This is a genomic window from Oerskovia sp. USHLN155, from assembly GCF_037145535.1.
GTDB lineage: Bacteria > Actinomycetota > Actinomycetes > Actinomycetales > Cellulomonadaceae > Oerskovia > Oerskovia rustica.
On the sequence record NZ_JBBCXG010000012.1, the window covers coordinates 42,035 to 58,954 of the forward strand.

At 73.2% G+C, this 16,920-nt stretch carries 15 protein-coding genes; 5 read left to right on the forward strand and 10 right to left on the reverse strand.

Going from position 1 to position 16,920, the window contains the following annotated elements; all coding sequences use genetic code 11:
• Positions 1-165 precede the first annotated feature (165 nt).
• Positions 166-1,335 (reverse strand): site-2 protease family protein, encoded by a 1,170-nt coding sequence (locus tag WFH32_RS16725; RefSeq protein ID WP_191795992.1) that lies wholly within the window; start codon positions 1,333-1,335, stop codon positions 166-168.
• 85 nt (positions 1,336-1,420) lie between these two features.
• Here WFH32_RS16725 and WFH32_RS16730 point away from each other — a divergent pair, with 85 nt between their 5' ends.
• Positions 1,421-2,404, forward strand: coding sequence for a RecB family exonuclease (locus WFH32_RS16730; RefSeq protein ID WP_336708450.1), 984 nt, complete (start codon positions 1,421-1,423; stop codon positions 2,402-2,404).
• Positions 2,405-2,452: 48 nt separating this feature from the next.
• Here the strand turns inward: WFH32_RS16730 and WFH32_RS16735 are convergent, their stop codons facing one another.
• Positions 2,453-3,184, reverse strand: a complete 732-nt coding sequence (locus tag WFH32_RS16735) for an HAD family hydrolase (protein WP_336708451.1) — start codon at positions 3,182-3,184, stop codon at positions 2,453-2,455.
• A 79-nt stretch (positions 3,185-3,263) separates the two neighbouring features.
• Positions 3,264-4,034, reverse strand: a complete 771-nt coding sequence (locus WFH32_RS16740) for a hypothetical protein (RefSeq protein ID WP_191795995.1) — start codon at positions 4,032-4,034, stop codon at positions 3,264-3,266.
• Between the two features lie 395 nt (positions 4,035-4,429).
• On the opposite strand from WFH32_RS16740, the gene WFH32_RS16745 reads away from it, so the two are divergent.
• Positions 4,430-5,338 (forward strand): PAC2 family protein, encoded by a 909-nt coding sequence (locus tag WFH32_RS16745; RefSeq protein WP_138824580.1) that lies wholly within the window; start codon positions 4,430-4,432, stop codon positions 5,336-5,338.
• Positions 5,339-5,465: 127 nt separating this feature from the next.
• Here the strand turns inward: WFH32_RS16745 and mshC are convergent, their stop codons facing one another.
• A complete protein-coding gene (gene mshC, locus WFH32_RS16750) occupies positions 5,466-6,740 on the reverse strand; it encodes a cysteine--1-D-myo-inosityl 2-amino-2-deoxy-alpha-D-glucopyranoside ligase (RefSeq protein WP_138824581.1) in 1,275 nt (424 codons plus the stop codon).
• A 129-nt stretch (positions 6,741-6,869) separates the two neighbouring features.
• Between mshC and WFH32_RS16755 the strand changes: the two genes are divergently transcribed.
• Positions 6,870-7,967 (forward strand): CorA family divalent cation transporter, encoded by a 1,098-nt coding sequence (locus tag WFH32_RS16755; protein ID WP_336708452.1) that lies wholly within the window; start codon positions 6,870-6,872, stop codon positions 7,965-7,967.
• 35 nt (positions 7,968-8,002) lie between these two features.
• On the opposite strand, the gene WFH32_RS16760 is transcribed toward WFH32_RS16755, so the two are convergent.
• Positions 8,003-8,863, reverse strand: coding sequence for an undecaprenyl-diphosphate phosphatase (locus WFH32_RS16760; RefSeq protein WP_191795997.1), 861 nt, complete (start codon positions 8,861-8,863; stop codon positions 8,003-8,005).
• A gap of 221 nt (positions 8,864-9,084) precedes the next feature.
• On the opposite strand from WFH32_RS16760, the gene WFH32_RS16765 reads away from it, so the two are divergent.
• A complete protein-coding gene (locus WFH32_RS16765) occupies positions 9,085-10,056 on the forward strand; it encodes an aldo/keto reductase (RefSeq protein ID WP_336708453.1) in 972 nt (323 codons plus the stop codon).
• Between the two features lie 18 nt (positions 10,057-10,074).
• Here the strand turns inward: WFH32_RS16765 and WFH32_RS16770 are convergent, their stop codons facing one another.
• Positions 10,075-10,398 carry a primosomal protein gene (locus WFH32_RS16770; protein WP_336708454.1) on the reverse strand — a complete coding sequence of 108 codons (324 nt, stop codon included), beginning with the start codon at positions 10,396-10,398 and terminating at the stop codon, positions 10,075-10,077.
• A gap of 110 nt (positions 10,399-10,508) precedes the next feature.
• Here WFH32_RS16770 and WFH32_RS16775 point away from each other — a divergent pair, with 110 nt between their 5' ends.
• Positions 10,509-10,739 (forward strand): DUF5703 family protein, encoded by a 231-nt coding sequence (locus WFH32_RS16775; RefSeq protein ID WP_138824585.1) that lies wholly within the window; start codon positions 10,509-10,511, stop codon positions 10,737-10,739.
• A gap of 19 nt (positions 10,740-10,758) precedes the next feature.
• Here the strand turns inward: WFH32_RS16775 and WFH32_RS16780 are convergent, their stop codons facing one another.
• The 4 genes from WFH32_RS16780 to WFH32_RS16795 form a co-directional block, all read right to left on the reverse strand.
• Positions 10,759-12,105 (reverse strand): M20/M25/M40 family metallo-hydrolase, encoded by a 1,347-nt coding sequence (locus tag WFH32_RS16780; RefSeq protein WP_138824586.1) that lies wholly within the window; start codon positions 12,103-12,105, stop codon positions 10,759-10,761.
• A 93-nt stretch (positions 12,106-12,198) separates the two neighbouring features.
• Entirely contained in the window at positions 12,199-13,929 is a 1,731-nt protein-coding gene (locus WFH32_RS16785; RefSeq protein ID WP_336708456.1) for a multicopper oxidase family protein, read from the reverse strand.
• A 219-nt stretch (positions 13,930-14,148) separates the two neighbouring features.
• On the reverse strand, positions 14,149-16,236 hold the full coding sequence (locus tag WFH32_RS16790) for a M3 family metallopeptidase (protein WP_336708458.1): 2,088 nt from the start codon (positions 16,234-16,236) through the stop codon (positions 14,149-14,151).
• 54 nt (positions 16,237-16,290) lie between these two features.
• On the reverse strand, positions 16,291-16,914 hold the full coding sequence (locus WFH32_RS16795) for a GNAT family N-acetyltransferase (protein WP_336708460.1): 624 nt from the start codon (positions 16,912-16,914) through the stop codon (positions 16,291-16,293).
• Between the last annotated feature and the right edge of the window lie 6 nt (positions 16,915-16,920).

Consider the following 16,920-nt stretch of genomic DNA (forward strand, 5'->3'; position numbering starts at 1 on the left):
GTCCGCGGCGCACGTCGGCGCCGGTCGGCGTGGGGGCCTGCGTGGCGGCGTCGTCGGCCGGGACGGGCAGGGCGGAGGCGTCGTGCGCGGGGTCGTGGGTCACGGGCGACCATCCTAGTCGGGCGGGACGGGCTGCCCCGCCCTCGGACGCGGCCCGGTGACGGGTCAGCGCCCGCGGGTCCCCTTGAGCGCCGCGACGACCCGGGTGACGTCCAGGAGCCCGACGACGCGACCGCCGTCGGTCACGACGATCACCGGTGCGTCACGGGTCACCGCGGCGACGGCGTCGAGCATGGCCTGGCCGCGCAGGTGCACGTCGACCCACGCGGTGGGAGGCAGCCCGACGGCGACCGCCCCGACCGGGGTCAGCGGCGCCTGCGCCGGCGGCACCGCGGCGACGGCCGCGGGGTCCGCGAAGGCCACGGGGTGGCCGTCCGTCTCGACGAGCACGACGTGGCCGGCGCCGGCACGTTGGGCCGACGCGACGGCGTCGGCCACCGTGCTGGTCACGGGCACCGCGACGGCCGGGTACGCGAGCGCCGCGACCGACAGGTCCGCGACGGCCGCGCGCGTGCGGCCGTTCTTGATCGCCGCCCCGGCACCCGACCACAGGAAGGCGCCGATCAGCGCAGCCCACGCGACCGTGAACAAGGACACCTGATACCCGTTGAGCGGCGGCCACGCGAGCGCCCAGAGCACGACCCCGACGGCTACGACGCGCCCGACCCAGCCCGCGACGATCGTGCCCGTGGTCCGGGAACCCGTCGCGGCCCAGACCGCGGACTCGAGGATCTGGCCGCCGTCGAGCGGCAGGCCGGGCAGAAGGTTGAAGATCCCCACGAACGCGTTCGAGAACGCCGCCGCGTACAGCAGCAGGGCGGGGATCGTCATGGTCGGCTGCACCTGGAAGACGAGCCAGCACACGGCTGCGAGGAGAAGGTTCGTGAGCGGGCCGACGACCGAGACGAGGATGCCGTCGAGCGGGCGCTTCGACGCACCCGAGTACGCGGTGTGGCCGCCCCACAGCGTCACGGCGAGCTCCGTGACCTGGTGCCCCCGAGCCTTCGCGACCACGGCGTGCGCGACCTCGTGCAGGAACACCGAGACGAACAGCAGCAGCACGAAGACGAAGGAGACCAGGTAGACCTCGCTGCTGCCGAGGTGCGGCGCGAAGCTGCGCACGGTGGGGACGAACAGGAACGTCAGCACGGCCGCGGCCAGGAACCAGGACGGGGTCAGGATGACGGGGGCACCCGACACCCGACCGATGGTCCAGCCCTTCGTGAGCTGCGGGTCTCGGGGGGCGCGACGTGCCGGTGCCGGGGTGGTCTCCACGTCGACACCCTATGTCGGGCACCTTGGCCGGACCTGGGCTGTGGAGCGTGGTGGGCGTGTGGGAGTCGACACGTAGGCTCGACGCATGACGTCCCTCGCCCCCGACCTCGCCGGCTCCGGCACCCCGCCCGACGGACCTGCCGTCCCCGGTGGGCCCGCCGACGCCGCGGAGCCGCTCGAGTCCGTCGAGACCGCCGAGCTCCTGGGCCACGCGCCCCGCGAGCGCCGCCGGCCCGCCCTCTCGCCGTCGCGCGCCAACGACTTCATGCAGTGCCCTCTGCTCTTCCGCTTCCGGGTGATCGACAAGCTGCCCGAGCCCCCCAGCTCGGCCGCCGCGCGCGGCACCCTGGTCCACTCGGTGCTCGAGCGCCTGTACGACGCCCCGCTGGGCGAGCGCACCCTCGCGGCCGCGCAGGCCATGCTGCCCGGCGAGTGGGAGCGGCTGCAGGAGGCCGAGCCGCGGTACGCGGAGCTTTTCGCCGGTGGCGCGGGGGCCGACGGCGGGGTGCAGGCCTGGCTCGACGGCGCGGGGAACCTCCTGGGCACGTACTTCACGCTCGAGGACCCCAACCGCCTCGAGCCTGCCGAGCGCGAGATGTTCGTCGAGACCCAGCTCGAGGACGGCCCGCTGCTGCGCGGCATCGTGGACCGGCTCGACGTCGCCCCGACCGGGGCGATGCGGGTCGTGGACTACAAGACGGGCAAGTCGCCCCGCCCGCAGTACCAGGGGTCTGCCCTGTTCCAGATGCGCTTCTACGGCCTCGTGCTGTGGCGCGAGCGGGGAGAGATCCCCAAGATGCTCCAGCTCGTCTACCTGGGCGACGGCCAGGTGCTGCGCGCCGAGCCGCAGGAGGCGGACCTCCTCGCGGTCGAGGAGCAGGTGCGCACGCTCTGGTCGACCATCACGCAGGCCGCGCGCACCGGGCAGTGGACCCCGCGCCGGACCCCGCTGTGCGGGTGGTGCGCGCACCAGGCCGTGTGCCCGCAGTTCGGCGGGACGCCTCCGGAGATCCCCGAGGGCGCGGTCGAGCTCGCCCTCGGCATTGCGCCGGAGGCCGTGGCGTCGTAGGACGCGTCGCCCGGTCGGCCCGGCCCCCGCGTCCTCCGCGCCTCGGCGTCAGTCCTGGAACAGGTCGATCACGTCGCCCGCGAGGATGCGCGCGAGCCCGTCGACGTCCAGGCGGGCCAGCGACGGCGTCCGGCTGAGCCCGGGCAGCACCGGGACGGGCACGACCGCCTCGACGCCCAGCGTCGCCGCCCCCGCCGCCCGGGCCGAGGCGATACCCGTGGGCGAGTCCTCGATCGCGACGCAGCGCGTCACGTCCACGCCCAAGCGCTCGGCGGCGAGCAGGTACGGCTCGGGGTGCGGCTTGCCGTGCGTGACGTCGTCACCGCACACGAGCGTCACGAACGACCCGGGCGGCGCCAGCTCGACGACCGGCTCGGCCAGGGCGCGGTAGGACATCGTCACGAGCGCGCACGGCACGCCGTGCTCGCTCAGCTCGGCGAGCAGCGCCAGAGCCCCCGGCTGCCACGGGACCTCGACCCGTACCTGCTCGATCACGCGTGAGATGAGGAAGTCGATGATCTGCTCCGACGACAGGTCGACCCCGGCGGCCTGCAGGACGCGCGCCGACTCCGGCAGCGCGTTGCCCACCATCTGCATCGCCTGCTCGTGGGACCACGTGCCCCCGTGGGCCTCGACGAGCTCGTGCTCGGCGGCGATCCAGTAGGGCTCGGTGTCGACGAGGGTGCCGTCCATGTCCCACAGGACGGCCTGCGGCAGGACCAACGCCTCACGGGAGGCGGTGTCGGGGCGTGCGAGATCGGGTGATTCCAGGGGGTTCAACGAGTACTCCATGCTTCGGGGAAACGGTTCGTGGCCGTCCTGCCACCCTAGCTGGCACGAGCGCACTCCCACCGGCGCGTCAGCACCACCCGTCTCCGACGTCCGCGTCGGCATCCTCCAGGCTGCAGGTGTGCGGCAGCGCGGCGTCGGTCCAGAGCTCGCCCTCTTCGCTGAGGACCGCGACCTTGAAGTACCCCTCGTCGGGGATCCTGAGGACCTCCTCCTCGCCGTTCACGATGACGTGCAGGTTCACCGCCCACTCCCACCCCTGCCCGACACCGTCGACGGTCTCCGCCTTGGCGGACAGGACCAGCTCTGCGGCCTCCCCGCTGGTCAGGTACAGCGACAGTCGATCGACGCTCGCACCGGACTCCGGGTCCCAGATCTCGACGGTCGGAGTTGCCGCGCTGACGTCGAGAGACAGGACGCGTTGGTACGTCTCTCCCCCGCCGACGGCGAACCACTCCTCGTCCGGGCACAGGAGGATGCCGGTGTCGAACTCGCCCGACAGCGGCCTGACCTCTGGAGTCGCTCCCGTGAGGACCACCGTGGTCTCCGTGCGCAGCGCCGTGAGGAACGCGGTCACCGAGGAGATCACGAACGGCGCAGCTCCCGCGCCCTTCGCCCATTCGTGCCGGGCTGCGGAACCACATCCGGCCGGTCCGTCGGCGGACGGCAGGCTCGTGGGCATCACGGGCGGCTCGTTCGCGACCCACAACGCCGCCCCCTGGTCGGCGACGACGTTCACGGCCAACGCGGGCACCTGGCGCGGCCACCACGTCTGAGGCCAGGCCGCCACCAGCCCGAGCACCGCGGCGACGAGCGCCAGAGCGGCGCCGATGCGTGACACCGGCTTGTCCCACCAGCGAGAGAGACCCTGAGACCCGACGCCACCGTCAGCTTCGTCCTCGCCCTCGGTGCGGGGGCCGCGTGCGCGGCGTCGCCCGGCAACCCGTGGACCGCCAGCCCTGTCCGCCATCGTGGCACCCACTTCCCCGCCGGTCGGACCGCGCAGCGATCGTCCTCGCGCTCGGCGCACGGCTCGCCCACCCGGACCCTTCGATCACTAGGGAAGGATGCACCGAGCAGCCTGATACACCGGGCCGTCTCCCGAGCACCTGACACTGCCCGCGTCGTCGTCGCACCGGGGCCGACGGCGGCGGCGACCGCTCGCAGGAGGCGGCGGACTCGTCGGCGTTCTCGCCCCGCGCGATGACCAGCGGCGCGGCAGCCTAGGCTGGGACGATGAACGAGACCAGGGAACCGCTCGACCCGGCCGACCTGCCCGAGCCGACACTCCCGGCCGAGCCGGCCGAGCACCGCCAGACGGTCATGCTCGCCGCTTTCGAGGGATGGAACGACGCAGGCAGTGCCGCGACCGCGGCGCTCCTGCACCTGCACGACCTCTGGGACGCCCAGGACCTCGCGGAGCTGGACCCCGAGGAGTACCACGACTTCCAGGTCATCCGCCCGGTCGTCGGCACCGACGAGAACGGCCGCCGCGAGATCACGTGGCCTGCGACGACGATCGTGTCCGCGACCGTCCCCGGCAGCGGGCGCCGTGTCCTGCTGGTCCATGGCATCGAGCCCTCGATGCGTTGGCGCCGGTACTGCCGCGAGCTGTTGGACCTCGCGGAGCGTGAGGGCGTGACCACGGTCGTGACGTTGGGCGCGCTGCTCGCCGACGTCCCCCACACGCGGCCCATCCCCATGACCGCGACGTCCGAGAGCGCGGGGCTGCGCGCGGTCCTCGACGTCGAGCCCAACTCCTACGAGGGGCCGACGGGGATCGTGGGCGTCCTCCAGCACGCCGCCGCGGAGCGGGGCATGCAGTCCGTGTCGTTGTGGGCGGCGGTGCCGCACTACGTCGCGAACCCGCCGTCGCCCAAGGCGACGATCGCGATCCTGTCCCGGGTCGAGGAGCTGCTGTCCGACCCGATCCCTCTGGGCGACCTCCCGGAGGAGGCCGAGGCGTGGCAGGCGGGCGTCGACGAGCTCGCGGCCGAGGACGAGGAGATCGCGGAGTACGTCCACCAGCTCGAGGAGGCGAAGGACACGGCCGAGCTGCCCGAGGCGAGCGGTGAGGCCATCGCGCGCGAGTTCGAGCGCTACCTCAAGCGCCGAGACGACGGCACGGGCGGCCCGCTCGCCTGAGTATCGCGGGCCCGACCCTGCCGGGCCCCCGGCCCTGCACGACGAACGGCCCGCGACCCCCTCCCAGAGGGGCCGCGGGCCGTCGTCGTGCGCGGGCGGTCGAGCGGAGGGCGGCGGAGCGCCTGGACTAGAGCCGCACGCCGAGCAGCGCGTTGACCGCGCGCGAGATCACGCCGGGCGCGCCCTCGGTGTCGGCAGAGGTGTCGCGCCCGTCGGCGAGCGAGACGTCGGCCCACGCGTCGACCGCGGCGAGCGCGGTGGGGGCGTCGAGGTCGTCCGCGAGCGCCGCGCGCACCGCCGCGAGGGTCGCGTCGGCGTCGGGGCCGCCGTTGCCCGAGACCGCGGAGCGCCACCGCTCGAGGCGCTCGACGGCAGCGGGGAGGTCGGCGTCGGTCCACTCCCACTCGGAGCGGTAGTGGTGGGCGAGCAGGGCCAGGCGGATGGCCATGGGGTCGACGCCCGTGGCGCGCAGCCGCGAGACGAACACGAGGTTCCCGCGCGACTTGCTCATCTTCTCGCCCTGGTAGGCGACGAGGCCCGCGTGGACGTGGTTGCGCGCCCCGAACCCGTGGTCGAGCAGGCGGTCGTGCGAGGTCGACATCTCGTGGTGGGGGAAGAGCAGGTCCGCTCCCCCGCCCTGGATGTCGAAGGGCAGGCCCAGGCCGTCGCGCGCGATGACGGCGCACTCGATGTGCCAGCCGGGGCGCCCGGTGCCGAGGCTCGCGCCGTCCCAGGTGGGCTCGCCCGTGCGCTCGCGACGCCACAGCAGCGGGTCGAGCGGGTCCTTCTTGCCGTCGCGCTCGGGGTCTCCACCGCGCTCGCCGAACAGGCGCAGCATGTCCTCGCGGCTGAACCGCGACACGGCGCCGAAGCGCGCGTCGGCGCTGAGGTCGGCGTACACGTCGCCGAGCTCCGGGGTGTCGCCGCCTGCTCCGGGCTCGACGGGTACGCGGTACGCGAACCCGTCCTCGATGAGGGCCTCGACGGCCTGAACGACGTCGGGGATCGCCTCGACCGCGCCGCGGTACACGTCCGGGGGCACGACGCCGAGCGCGGTCATGTCCTCGGCGAGCAGGGCGGTCTGCTCGACGGCGAGGTCCCACCAGTCGACGCCTGTCGCGGTCGCGCGCTCGAGCAGCGGGTCGTCGACGTCGGTCACGTTGGACGCGTAGGTGACGTCGTGCCCGGAGTCGCGCCAGGCGCGGCCCAGGAGGTCGAACGCGACGTAGGTCGCGGCGTGCCCGATGTGGGTCGCGTCGTACGGGGTGATCCCGCAGACGTACATGGTCGCGGTGTCCCCCTCCGCGGCGACGACGAGCTCCCCGGTGGTGCTGTCGTGCACCCGGATCGGGAGTCCTCGACCGGGCAGGGACGGGATCTGAGGCATGGGCCAGCTGTGCACGCGACAACCTTAGCCGCGAACGGCCCCGGCCTCCTCGACGGTCGTCGCGCGTGGCCCCCCCAGCCCGCCCGACGGCGCCGCGAGCCCGTCCTGGGTGGCGTGCCTGCGGCGTCGGGCAAGAATGCAGGGGTGACCGAACCCACACGTCCCCCCGACCCCCGATCCTCCGAGCCGGACGCCCACGAGAAGCTGCGCACGGCGCCGACGCGCTACAAGGAGCTGTGGGTCGAGGGGGCCGACGGGCGCGTGCGACCGGTCGACGGGCGCCCGGGGACGACCGGCCTCGCGGACTCCGGCGCTCCGGGAACGGCCGACCAGGAGACCGGGGCGCGCTGGTACGAGGTCCGCACGCTCGACGACTTCGTGGAGGCCGCAGAGGCCCTCGGAGTGGGCCTGAGCACGCAGTGGGGGCGAGGGCACCTGCCCGTGCACGTGCGGCACGTCAAGCACCCCTTGGCGCACGTCGAGCACATCGGCATGGACTGGCTGCTGGTCGTGACCCCGACCCTGGCCTTCTCCGAGGACGACCGGCAGGTCAGCACGGGCAGCTTCTGCATCCTCGTCGGACCGGACGTCGTCGTGACGGTCGAGAAGGGTTCCGGGGGCGTCCACGACCGGATGCGCGAGCACCTGACCGGCCCGTCGCACGGGCGCGGCAAGGGCGTCCAGCACCTGGCGGGCGAGGCCCTGTTCGCGCTCGTGGCGACGGCCTCCGACGTCGAGCTGGCCCTGGGCGACGCGGTCGCCGAGGTCGAGAAGATCGTGTTCGAACCCCGGCGGCACACCGACCCCGTCCTGCCCATCTACGACCTCAAGCGCGAGATCACCGAGGCCCGGCGGGCCCTGCTGCCCATCACGGCCGAGCTGCCCGAGCTCGTGTCGGGCAGCGCCCGGTCGCGCATCACGTTCGACAAGCGACTCATGGACCGCCTGGTCTCGACGGTCGAGCGCATCGACCGCCACCTCGACGCGCACGACGACCTGCTGTCCGACATGCTCTCGGTGCACCTGTCACAGGTCTCGGTGCGCCAGAACGAGGACATGCGCAAGATCAGCGCCTGGGCCGCGATCCTCGTGTTCCCCACGATCGTCGGCGGCATCTACGGCATGAACTTCGACCACATCCCCGAGCTGCACTGGTCGCTCGGCTACCCGATGGCGCTCGCGATCATGGTGGTCGGCTGCTTCGGGCTCTACGGGGCGTTCAAGAAGGTCGGCTGGATGTAGCGGGCGCCCGCCCCCTCGGCGGCGGGCGGCGCGGGTCAGGCGAGCGGCTGCAGGACGCCGAACGTGAGCAGCAGGATCACGACGCCCGCGAGTACCAGCCGGTAGATCACGAACGGCGTGTAGCTGAACGTCGAGACGATCTTCAGGAACGCGATGATCACGAGGTACCCGACGACGAACGCCACGAGCGTCGCGATCAGGGTCGCCCCGAAGCCGGGCGAGCCGGGCACGGGGCCCGACGCGACCGACTTCGCGAGCTGGTAGAACCCCGAGCCGAGGACCGCGGGGATCGCGAGCAGGAACGAGTAGCGCGCGGCAGCCTCCCGTGTGAAGCCCATGAGCAGGCCCGCGGTGATGGTCCCGCCGGACCGGGAGACGCCGGGGACCAGGGCGAGCGCCTGCGCCAGCCCGAACCCGACGGCCTGGCGCGGGGTCAGCTCGTCGAGCGTCCTCTTCTTGGCCCCGACCCGGTCCGCGAGCCCGAGCAGCAGCGCGAACGCGGCGAGCATGAACGCCGTGATGTACAGGTTGCGCAGCGAGGCCTCGATCGCGTCCTGGAACAGCAGGCCGAGGACCACGATCGGGATCGAGCCCAGGGCGATGAACCAGGCCATGGCGGCGTGGTGGTCGCCCTTGCCCATCCGGGCGCGCCAGTCGGTGCCGTTCTCGCCGCGCACCGCTCGCCACCAGGCGCGACAGATCGTCGCGATGTCCCGCCGGAAGTACAGCAGGACCGCGGTCTCGGTACCGATCTGGGTGATCGCCGTGAAGGCCGCCCCAGGGTCCGACGAACCGATCAGCTCACCCACGATGCGCAGGTGCGCGCTCGAGGAGACGGGCAAGAACTCGGTCAGGCCCTGGACGAGGCCGAGAAGGACGGCATCCCACGCATTCACGAAGGGCACGATACCGGCGCCACGAGCCCAGGCCCGGCCGGACAGGCCGGATCGGGGAAAGCGTCACCTGGGCGTCGCCCGGCGGACACCACGCGGCCCCGCGCGGGACGCCCGCCGGACACCTGGGGACCCGCCCGCGCGGGCCAGAGCGACGGACCTCACCCTCCCGACCACGCCACGTCTCCGGGCATCGCGCCCTCTTCGCCGGTAACCTGCCGCGCATGGAACTTCGTCAGCTCGGCCGCACCGGCCTTCGCGTCTCGCCGCTGGGTCTCGGGACCATGGCGTGGGGTCGGGACACCGACGAGATCGACGCGGCGGAGCAGCTCCGGGACTTCGTCGACGCCGGCGGCAACCTGGTGGACACCGCGGCCTCCTACGGCGGCGGCGCGAGCGAGTCGATGATCGGCTCGCTCCTCGCCGCGGGCAAGGTCGACCGCAACGACGTGCTGCTGTGCACCAAGGCCGGGATCCGCACGACCGCCGACGGCAACACCGTCGACGCGTCCCGCGGCGCGCTCCTCGACTCGCTCGACGCCTCGCTCGCGCGCCTCGGGACCGACCACGTCGACCTCTTCCTGGTGCACACCCCGGACCCTCGGACGCCCTTCGACGAGACGCTCTCGGCCCTGCGACTTGCCGTGACGACCGGGCGCGCCCGCTACGTGGGTCTGTCCAACCACCCCGGGTGGGCCGCCGCGCGGGCGGCCGCGACGCTCGACGCGCGCGGCGACGTCGGGCTCAGTGCGGTGGAGCTCGAGTACTCGCTGCTGCAGCGCGGGATCGAGCGCGACGTCGTGCCCGCCGCCACCGAGATGGGCTTCGGGGTCCTCGCGTGGTCACCGCTGGGTCGGGGCGTGCTCACGGGCAAGTACCGCAGCTCGCTGCCCGCGGACTCGCGCGGGGCGTCCTCGCACCTGGCCGGGTTCGTCCAGCCCTACCTGGACGGCCCGTCGTCGGGCATCGTCGAGGCCGTCGTGACGGCCGCGAACGGCCTGGGGCGCGCACCGCTCGACGTGGCGCTGGCCTGGCTCCTGGAGCGGCCGGGGGTCTCGAGCGCGATCGTCGGCGCCCGGACCCCGTCGCAGCTGCGGGCCTCGCTCGCGGCGAGCGACCTCGAGCTGCCCGACGCCGTCCACCACGCGCTCGACGACGTCAGCGCCCTCTCGTTCGGCTACCCCGAGCGTTGGTAGCGCTACCCCTGCGGGAGGTCAGCGGCTGACGCCGTCGTGGAGGTCGACCTCGTCGAACTCCTCGTCGAGCCGGTCGTCGTCCGAGCCGCCCTCCCGCTCGTCGTCGTCCTCGTCGTCCGAGTCCTCGTCGTCCTCGTCGTCGTCCTCCGCGAGGTAGAACGGTGTGGCCTCGCCGTGGACCTGCGCGAGCGCCTCGTCGTAGACCTCGTAGGCGTCCGCGAGGACGTAGTAGGCGTCGTCGACCGCGGGATCGTCCTCGCCCCGGCGCGCGGCGACAGCGTTGTAGTGGGCCTCGAGGGCCGCGATGAATCGGTCGAGCGCGGCGCGCGGGTCAGCGGTCATACCCTGACGGTAGCCCTGCCCGAGGCACAATGGCACTCGGAATCCCGGCGCGGGAGAGTGAGGTACGGCTCACGGCTCGCCGCTCACGACCGACCCGAGGACGGTGGAACATGGCAAGCACTCCTCCCCCGCAGCGCGTGGCCCGCACCGAGCCCAGCAGCCAGTACGAGTACCGGGTGCTCACGATCGACAGGTCCGTGAGTCGCCACGACGCCGTCCGCCTCCTGACGGACGAGGCCGAGTACGGACGCTGGGAGCTCGACCGCACCCGGCTGTACGTGGGCGGCGAGCGGCGCGTGTGGCTGCGCCGCAAGATCATGCGGGTGCGCTCGACGCTCTGAGGCGTCGAGCGCCCGCAGGTCAGCAGGTCCGCAGGAGCCGGTCCAGGACGCGCACGCCGAACTTCAGGGACTCGACGGGCACACGCTCGTCGACACCGTGGAACATCCCGGAGAAGTCCAGGTCCGCGGGGAGCTGGAGCGGGGCGAACCCGTAGCCCGTGATGCCCAGGCGCGCGAGCGACTTGTTGTCGGTCCCGCCCGAGAGCGTGTACGGCAGGACCGTCGCGCCGGGGTCCTCGGCGTGCAGGGACGCGATCATGGCGTCGACCAGGTCGCCCTCGAAAGGCACCTCGAGCGAGATGTCACGGTGGATGGGCTCGATGCGCACGTGCTCGCCCACGAGGCCCTCGATGACCGCGAACCCCTCGTCCTCGTGGCCCGGGAGCAGGCGCGCGTCGATCGCGGCCTCGGCCCGGCCAGGGATGACGTTGGCCTTGTAGCCCGCGCCGAGCTGGGTCGGGTTGGACGTGTGGCGCACGGTCGCGCCGACGAACCGCGAGGCGGGCCCGAGGGCCGCGACGAGCGCGTCGATGCTCGCCTCGTCGCGGGGGTCGTAGGGCAGGTCCGTGAGCTCGGCGACGCCACGAAGCAGCGCGTCGACGGTCGGGGTGATCGTGTAGGGCCACTGGTAGGCCCCGATGCGCGCGACCGCGGCCGCGAGGTGCGTCACGGCGTTGTCGGTGTTGACCTGCGAGCCGTGCCCGGCGCGACCGTCGGCGACGAGCTTCAGCCAGGCGATGCCCTTCTCGGCGGTCTGGAGCAGGTAGGCACGCTTGCCGTCGATGTCGACCGAGAAGCCGCCCACCTCGCTGATGGCCTCGGTCGCGCCCTCGAAGATCTCGGGGCGGTGGTCGACGGCCCAGCTCGCACCGTAGGTGCCGCCGGCCTCCTCGTCGGCGAAGAACGCGACGACGACGTCACGGGCCGGCTTGCGCCCCTCGCGGACCATCTGGCGCACGACCGCGAGGATCATCGCGTCCATGTCCTTCATGTCGACCGCGCCGCGCCCCCACAGGAGCCCGTCCTTCTCCTCGCCCGCGAACGGGTCGACCGACCAGTCGGCGGCCTGGGCGGGCACGACGTCGAGGTGACCGTGCAGGACGAGCGCGGGGCGCGTGGGGTCCTGCCCCGGCAGGCGCACGACGACGCTCGCGCGCCCCGGCGCGGACTCGAACAGCTCAGGGCTCAGCCCGACCTCGTGGAGCGAGGCCATCACGTACTCGGCCGCGGCTCGCTCGCCGGGTCCCGACCCGTCCCCGAAGTTCGAGGTGTCGATGCGCAGCAGGTCCTGGCAGATGCGCGCGACCTCCTGCTCGGCGGTCGGGTGGGTCTGCGGCGGGTTCGCGGGGTGGGCATGGGTCGTCATGGCCACACGGTACCCGCTGTCGCGGCACGCTCCGGGGCTTTCGGGGGGTGTCTCGCCCCGTGGGCACCCGTCCGACCGGGCTGTGGTCGGACCTCAGCCGTGGTTGCCGGTCGCGGCGTGGCCCTGGCTCCCCTGGGCGGGGAGCCGCGGCCCCGTCCCACCGCGCGGCGCGGCGTCGGTGTGCCCGTCCCCGTGCCCGACGTCGTCGCTCACCCCCGGCAGCAGGTCCCCCGGGGCGGGGCGCCCCGCCGTCCCCGCGGCTGCCGACGGGTCCACGACCACGAACTGCCCCATCATCCCCTGGTCCTCGTGGCGGAGCAGGTGGCAGTGGAACATGTAGGGGCTGTCGGCGTCGGGGGTCGTGCCGAACGTGACCAGGAGCCGGGTGACCTTGCCAGGACGGACGTAGACGGTGTCCTGCCAGCCGCGGAGCTCGAGGGGCGGTGGTGTTCCCGAGACGTCGAGCACCTGGAACTGCGCGTCGTGGACGTGGAAGTTGTGCGGGGTGTCGTCGAGCCCCGTGACCTCCCAGACCTCGGTCGCCCCGGCGTCGACGACCTCGTCGATACGGCGCAGGTCCATGTCCTGGTCGTTGATCGAGGTGCCGGAGAGCTCGAAGCGGCGGGTCGTGGTCGCGGCGGACTCGTCCGCGACGGGGAGGTGGTCCCCGAGCTCGGCCGGCACGGGGGCCGACGGCGCCAGCCCGTCCGCGGCCCGCAGCTCGAGGACGTCGAGCGTGTCGTCGCCGCCGGAGAACCGCGCCGTGAAGGGGTTCGCGCCGAGCTCCTGCGGGAAGCTGCGCAGCACGGTCCGCTCCCCCGGCGAGACCTCGACCACGACCTCGGCGCGGTCGCCCGGGGAGAGCTGGAGGCGATCGGTCGTGACCGGCTGGTCCAGGAGACCGCCGTCCGAGCCGACCACCTGAAAGTCGCGGCCGTCGTCGAACCCGAAGGCGTAGACGCGCGCGTTGGAGCCGTTGAGGATCCGCAGCCGGACCCGTTCGGTCGTGACGTCGAGGTAGGGGTTCGCGGTGCCGTTCACGAGGACCACCGAGCCCCGCACGCCCGTGCTCGACAGGAACGGGTCGGCGTCGTCGAGGCGGCCGTCGGCGTGGAACTTCTTGTCCTGGACGACGAGCGGGACGTCGTCGACGCCGTACACGTGCGGCAGCGCGTCCTGGACCGCGGCCTCGGGGGACCCCGGGGGCTCGTCGAGCAGGAACAGGCCGGCCAGGCCGCGGTACACGTGGTCGGCCGTGCGCCCGTGCAGGTGCGGGTGGTACCAGAGCGTCGCCGCAGGCTGGTCGATCGTCCAGGTCGGGGACCACGTCTGCCCCGGCGCGACCTGCTGGTGCGGGCCGCCGTCCATGACCGCGGGCAGCTTCATGCCGTGCCAGTGCAGCGTGCTGGTCTCGGTCATCGAGTTCGTGACGTCGATGCGGACCTGCTCGCCGCGCGAGGCGCGCAGCGTCGGGCCCAGGAACGAGCCGTTGACGCCGAGCGTCGGGGTCAGGCCGCCCTGCCCCAGGTCCGTCTGGCCCTCCTGCATGTCGAGCGTGAAGACCCGGACCCCGTCCTCGACGGTCGAGGCCGCGAGGGGCGGGATCGCGAGGGGCCGTGTGAAGTCGACCTCGCCGGCCGTCGAGGTCGCGCCGTTCGAGAAGGCCACGGCGACGCCGCCGGCAATCCCGCCTGCGACGAGGGCGACGAGCACCACCACGACGACGACCCAGCGGCGCCGACGGCGTGGCGCAGGCCCGACGGGACCCTCCACCTCGGCGGTGGTCGCGGGGGCGACGGTGTCGTCGTCGGGGGTGGCGGTCATGTCGGTGCGAGGCTCCCAAGGTGACGGTGGTGCGAAGGCCGGCGGGCGCCGCTGTCGTGCGGACGCCCGGTGCGGCTCACCCCAGGCTAGGGAGGGCCCGGCGTCGGGCACATCGGGAGTGTCCCCCACCCTGGCCCTGAACCGACCCTGGCCCGGACGGCCGAGCGCCGAGGTGGACCTGGGTCCACCTCGGCGCTCGGGAGCGCTCTGGAGCGGGGACTACGCGTCGAGCCCGCGACGCGTCAGGAGCGGCGCGATCTCCGGGTCGCGGCCACGCAGGTCCGCGAACGCGACCATGGGGTCGACCGAGCCGCCGCGCGCGAGCAGCTTCTTGCGGAACGCGTCGCCGTTGGCCCGGTTGAGGCCACCGTTCTCCTCGAACCACGTCACGGTGTCGGCGTCGAGGACCTCGGACCAGATGTACGAGTAGTAGCCGGCCGAGTAGCCGCCGCCGAACACGTGGTTGAAGTACGTCGTGCGGTAGCGCGGCGGCACGGGCGCGAAGGCGACCCCGGCCGCGTCGAGGGCAGCGGCCTCGAACGGCAGGACGTCGTCGACGCTCGTGGGGACCTGCTCGGGGACGAGCTGGTGCCAGGCCTGGTCGAGCAGCGCGGCCGCGAGGTACTCGGTCGTCCCGAAGCCCTCGTTGAACAGGCGCGAGGCGAGCATGGTCCGGGCCCACGCGGCCGGCATCGGCTCGCCCGTGACGTGGTGGACCGCGTAGGACGTGAGGATCGTGGGCTCCCAGGCCCACATCTCGTTGACCTGCGAGGGGTACTCCACGAAGTCGCGCGGCACCTCGGTGCCCGACTGCGACGGGTAGCGCACGTCCGAGAACAGGCCGTGCAGCGCGTGGCCGAACTCGTGGAAGAGCGTGATGACCTCGTCCCACACGAGCAGCGTGGGCTCACCCGCCGGCGGCTTGACGATGTTGAGGTTGTTCACGACGACGGGCGGCTGGTCGAGCAGGTGGTTCTGGTCGACCAGGTTGTTCATCCACGCGCCGCCCCGCTTGGACTCACGCGTGTAGAAGTCCGCGAGGAACAGCCCGAGGCCCTGGTCGGGCTCGCCGACCGGCCCGTCGAAGACCTCGAACACGCGGACGTCGGGGTGGTAGCCCACGAGGTCGGTGCGCTCGGTGAACGAGATCCCGTAGAGCAGGTTCGCGGCCTTGAACACGCCGTCGGTCACGACGCGGTCGAGCTCGAGGTAGGGACGCAGCGCGGCGTCGTCGAGCGAGTAGCGCTCCTTGCGGACCTGCTCGGCGAGGTACGCCCAGTCGGACGCACGCAGCTCCGCGCCGTCGCCGGCCTCGCGGGCGAGCGCGACCTCGAGGTCGCCGGCCTCGCGGCGTGCGTTCGCGACGGCCGCCGGGGCCAGGCGAGAGAGCATCGCGTTGACGGCATCGGTCGTCTTGGCCGTCGCGTCCTCGGCGATGTAGGCCGCGTGGTGGTCGTACCCGAGGAGCCGGGCGTGCTCGGCGCGCAGGCGCGCGAGGTCGAGCACGATCTGGCGCGTGTCGTTGTCGTCGCCCGTCGCGCCGCGCGTCACGGACGCCTGCTGGACGCGCTCACGGGTCTCGCGGCGTGCGAGCGACGCGATGACGCCCTGCTGCGTGGGCAGCTGCATCTCGAGGAGGTACTTGCCCTCGTGCCCGCGCGTCGCAGCGGCTGCGGCAGCCGCGGCGACCGCGTCCTCGGGCAGGCCCTCGAGCTCGGCGGCGTCGTCGACCAGGACGCTCGCGGCGTTCGCGCCCGCGAGGAGCTTGCGTCCGAACGCGGCCTCGAGGGAGGTCAGCTTCCCGTTGAGGTCGCGCAGGCGGTCCTGGTCCGCGGCGTCGAGCTCGATGCCCGACCGGCGGAAGTCGACCAGCAGGGTGTGCAGGAGCCAGGCGGTGTCGGCCTCGAGCGTGAGCTCGCCGGCGTCGACGGCGTCCTGGAGGGCACGGACGCGCCCGTAGAGGCGGGCGTCCATGTAGATCGCGTCGTGGTGCGCCGACAGCTCGGGCGCGACGGTCTCCTCGATGTCCTCGAGGCCGGGCGTCGAGTCGGCGCTCGCGACGTTGTAGAAGGCCGTGACCGCGCGGGTCAGGAGCTGGCCCGCGGACTCGAGGGCCTCGAGCGTGTTGGCGACCGTGGGCGCCTCGGGGTTGGTGACGATCTCCTCGACCTCCGCGCGCTCGGCCTCCATGCCGGCGCGGAGGGCGGGGAGGTAGTGCTCCTCGCGGATCGTCGTGAAGTCGGGGAGCTGGTACGGGAGGGTGGACGCCGCGGCGAACGGGTTGGCCGGGTCGAGGGTGCTCGTCATGCGTCCTATCTTCACCCGGCGGGCGCCCGGCTCACGACATCATTCCCGGCGAGGTCAGCGTGCCCGCGTCTGGCCCGCGTGGTCCCCTGCCTCGGCGGACGGCCACGGCTCGACCGGTTCGCGCGGGTCGGCGGCGAGCAGCGTCCCGATCCACGCGTCCCGACGCGTGCCTCGCTGGATGCCGTGGCCCCGTACGGTGCCCTCGACCCGGAACCCGAGGCGCCACGCGACGCGGCGCGAGGCCCAGTTGCCCGTGAACGCGGTCCAGACCATGCGGGACAGCCCCAGCCCCTCGGGGTCGAACGCCCAGTCGACCACGAGGCGGGCGGCCTCCGTCATGAGCCCCTCGCCGCGCGCCTCGGGCGCGAGCCAGTACCCGATCTCGGCCGATCGTTCGTGCGTGGGCGAGGAGTCGAGCGTGATCCCGACCATGCCGAGGGCGGGTCCGTCCGGGGCGTCCGGGCGGCGGATCGCCCACGTGCTCCCGCGGCCCGTGCGCCACGCCTCGGGCACGATGTCCTCGATGAAGGTCGCCGCGTCCGCACGCGTGTAGGGGCTGGGCACCGTGGTCCACGCGGCGATCTCCGCTCCCTGGCAGAGCGCGGTGATGCGGTCGACGTCGGCCGCGGTGGGCATCGCGAGGTGGACGCGTTCGTTGGCGAGGACGAAAGGTTCCATCCGGAC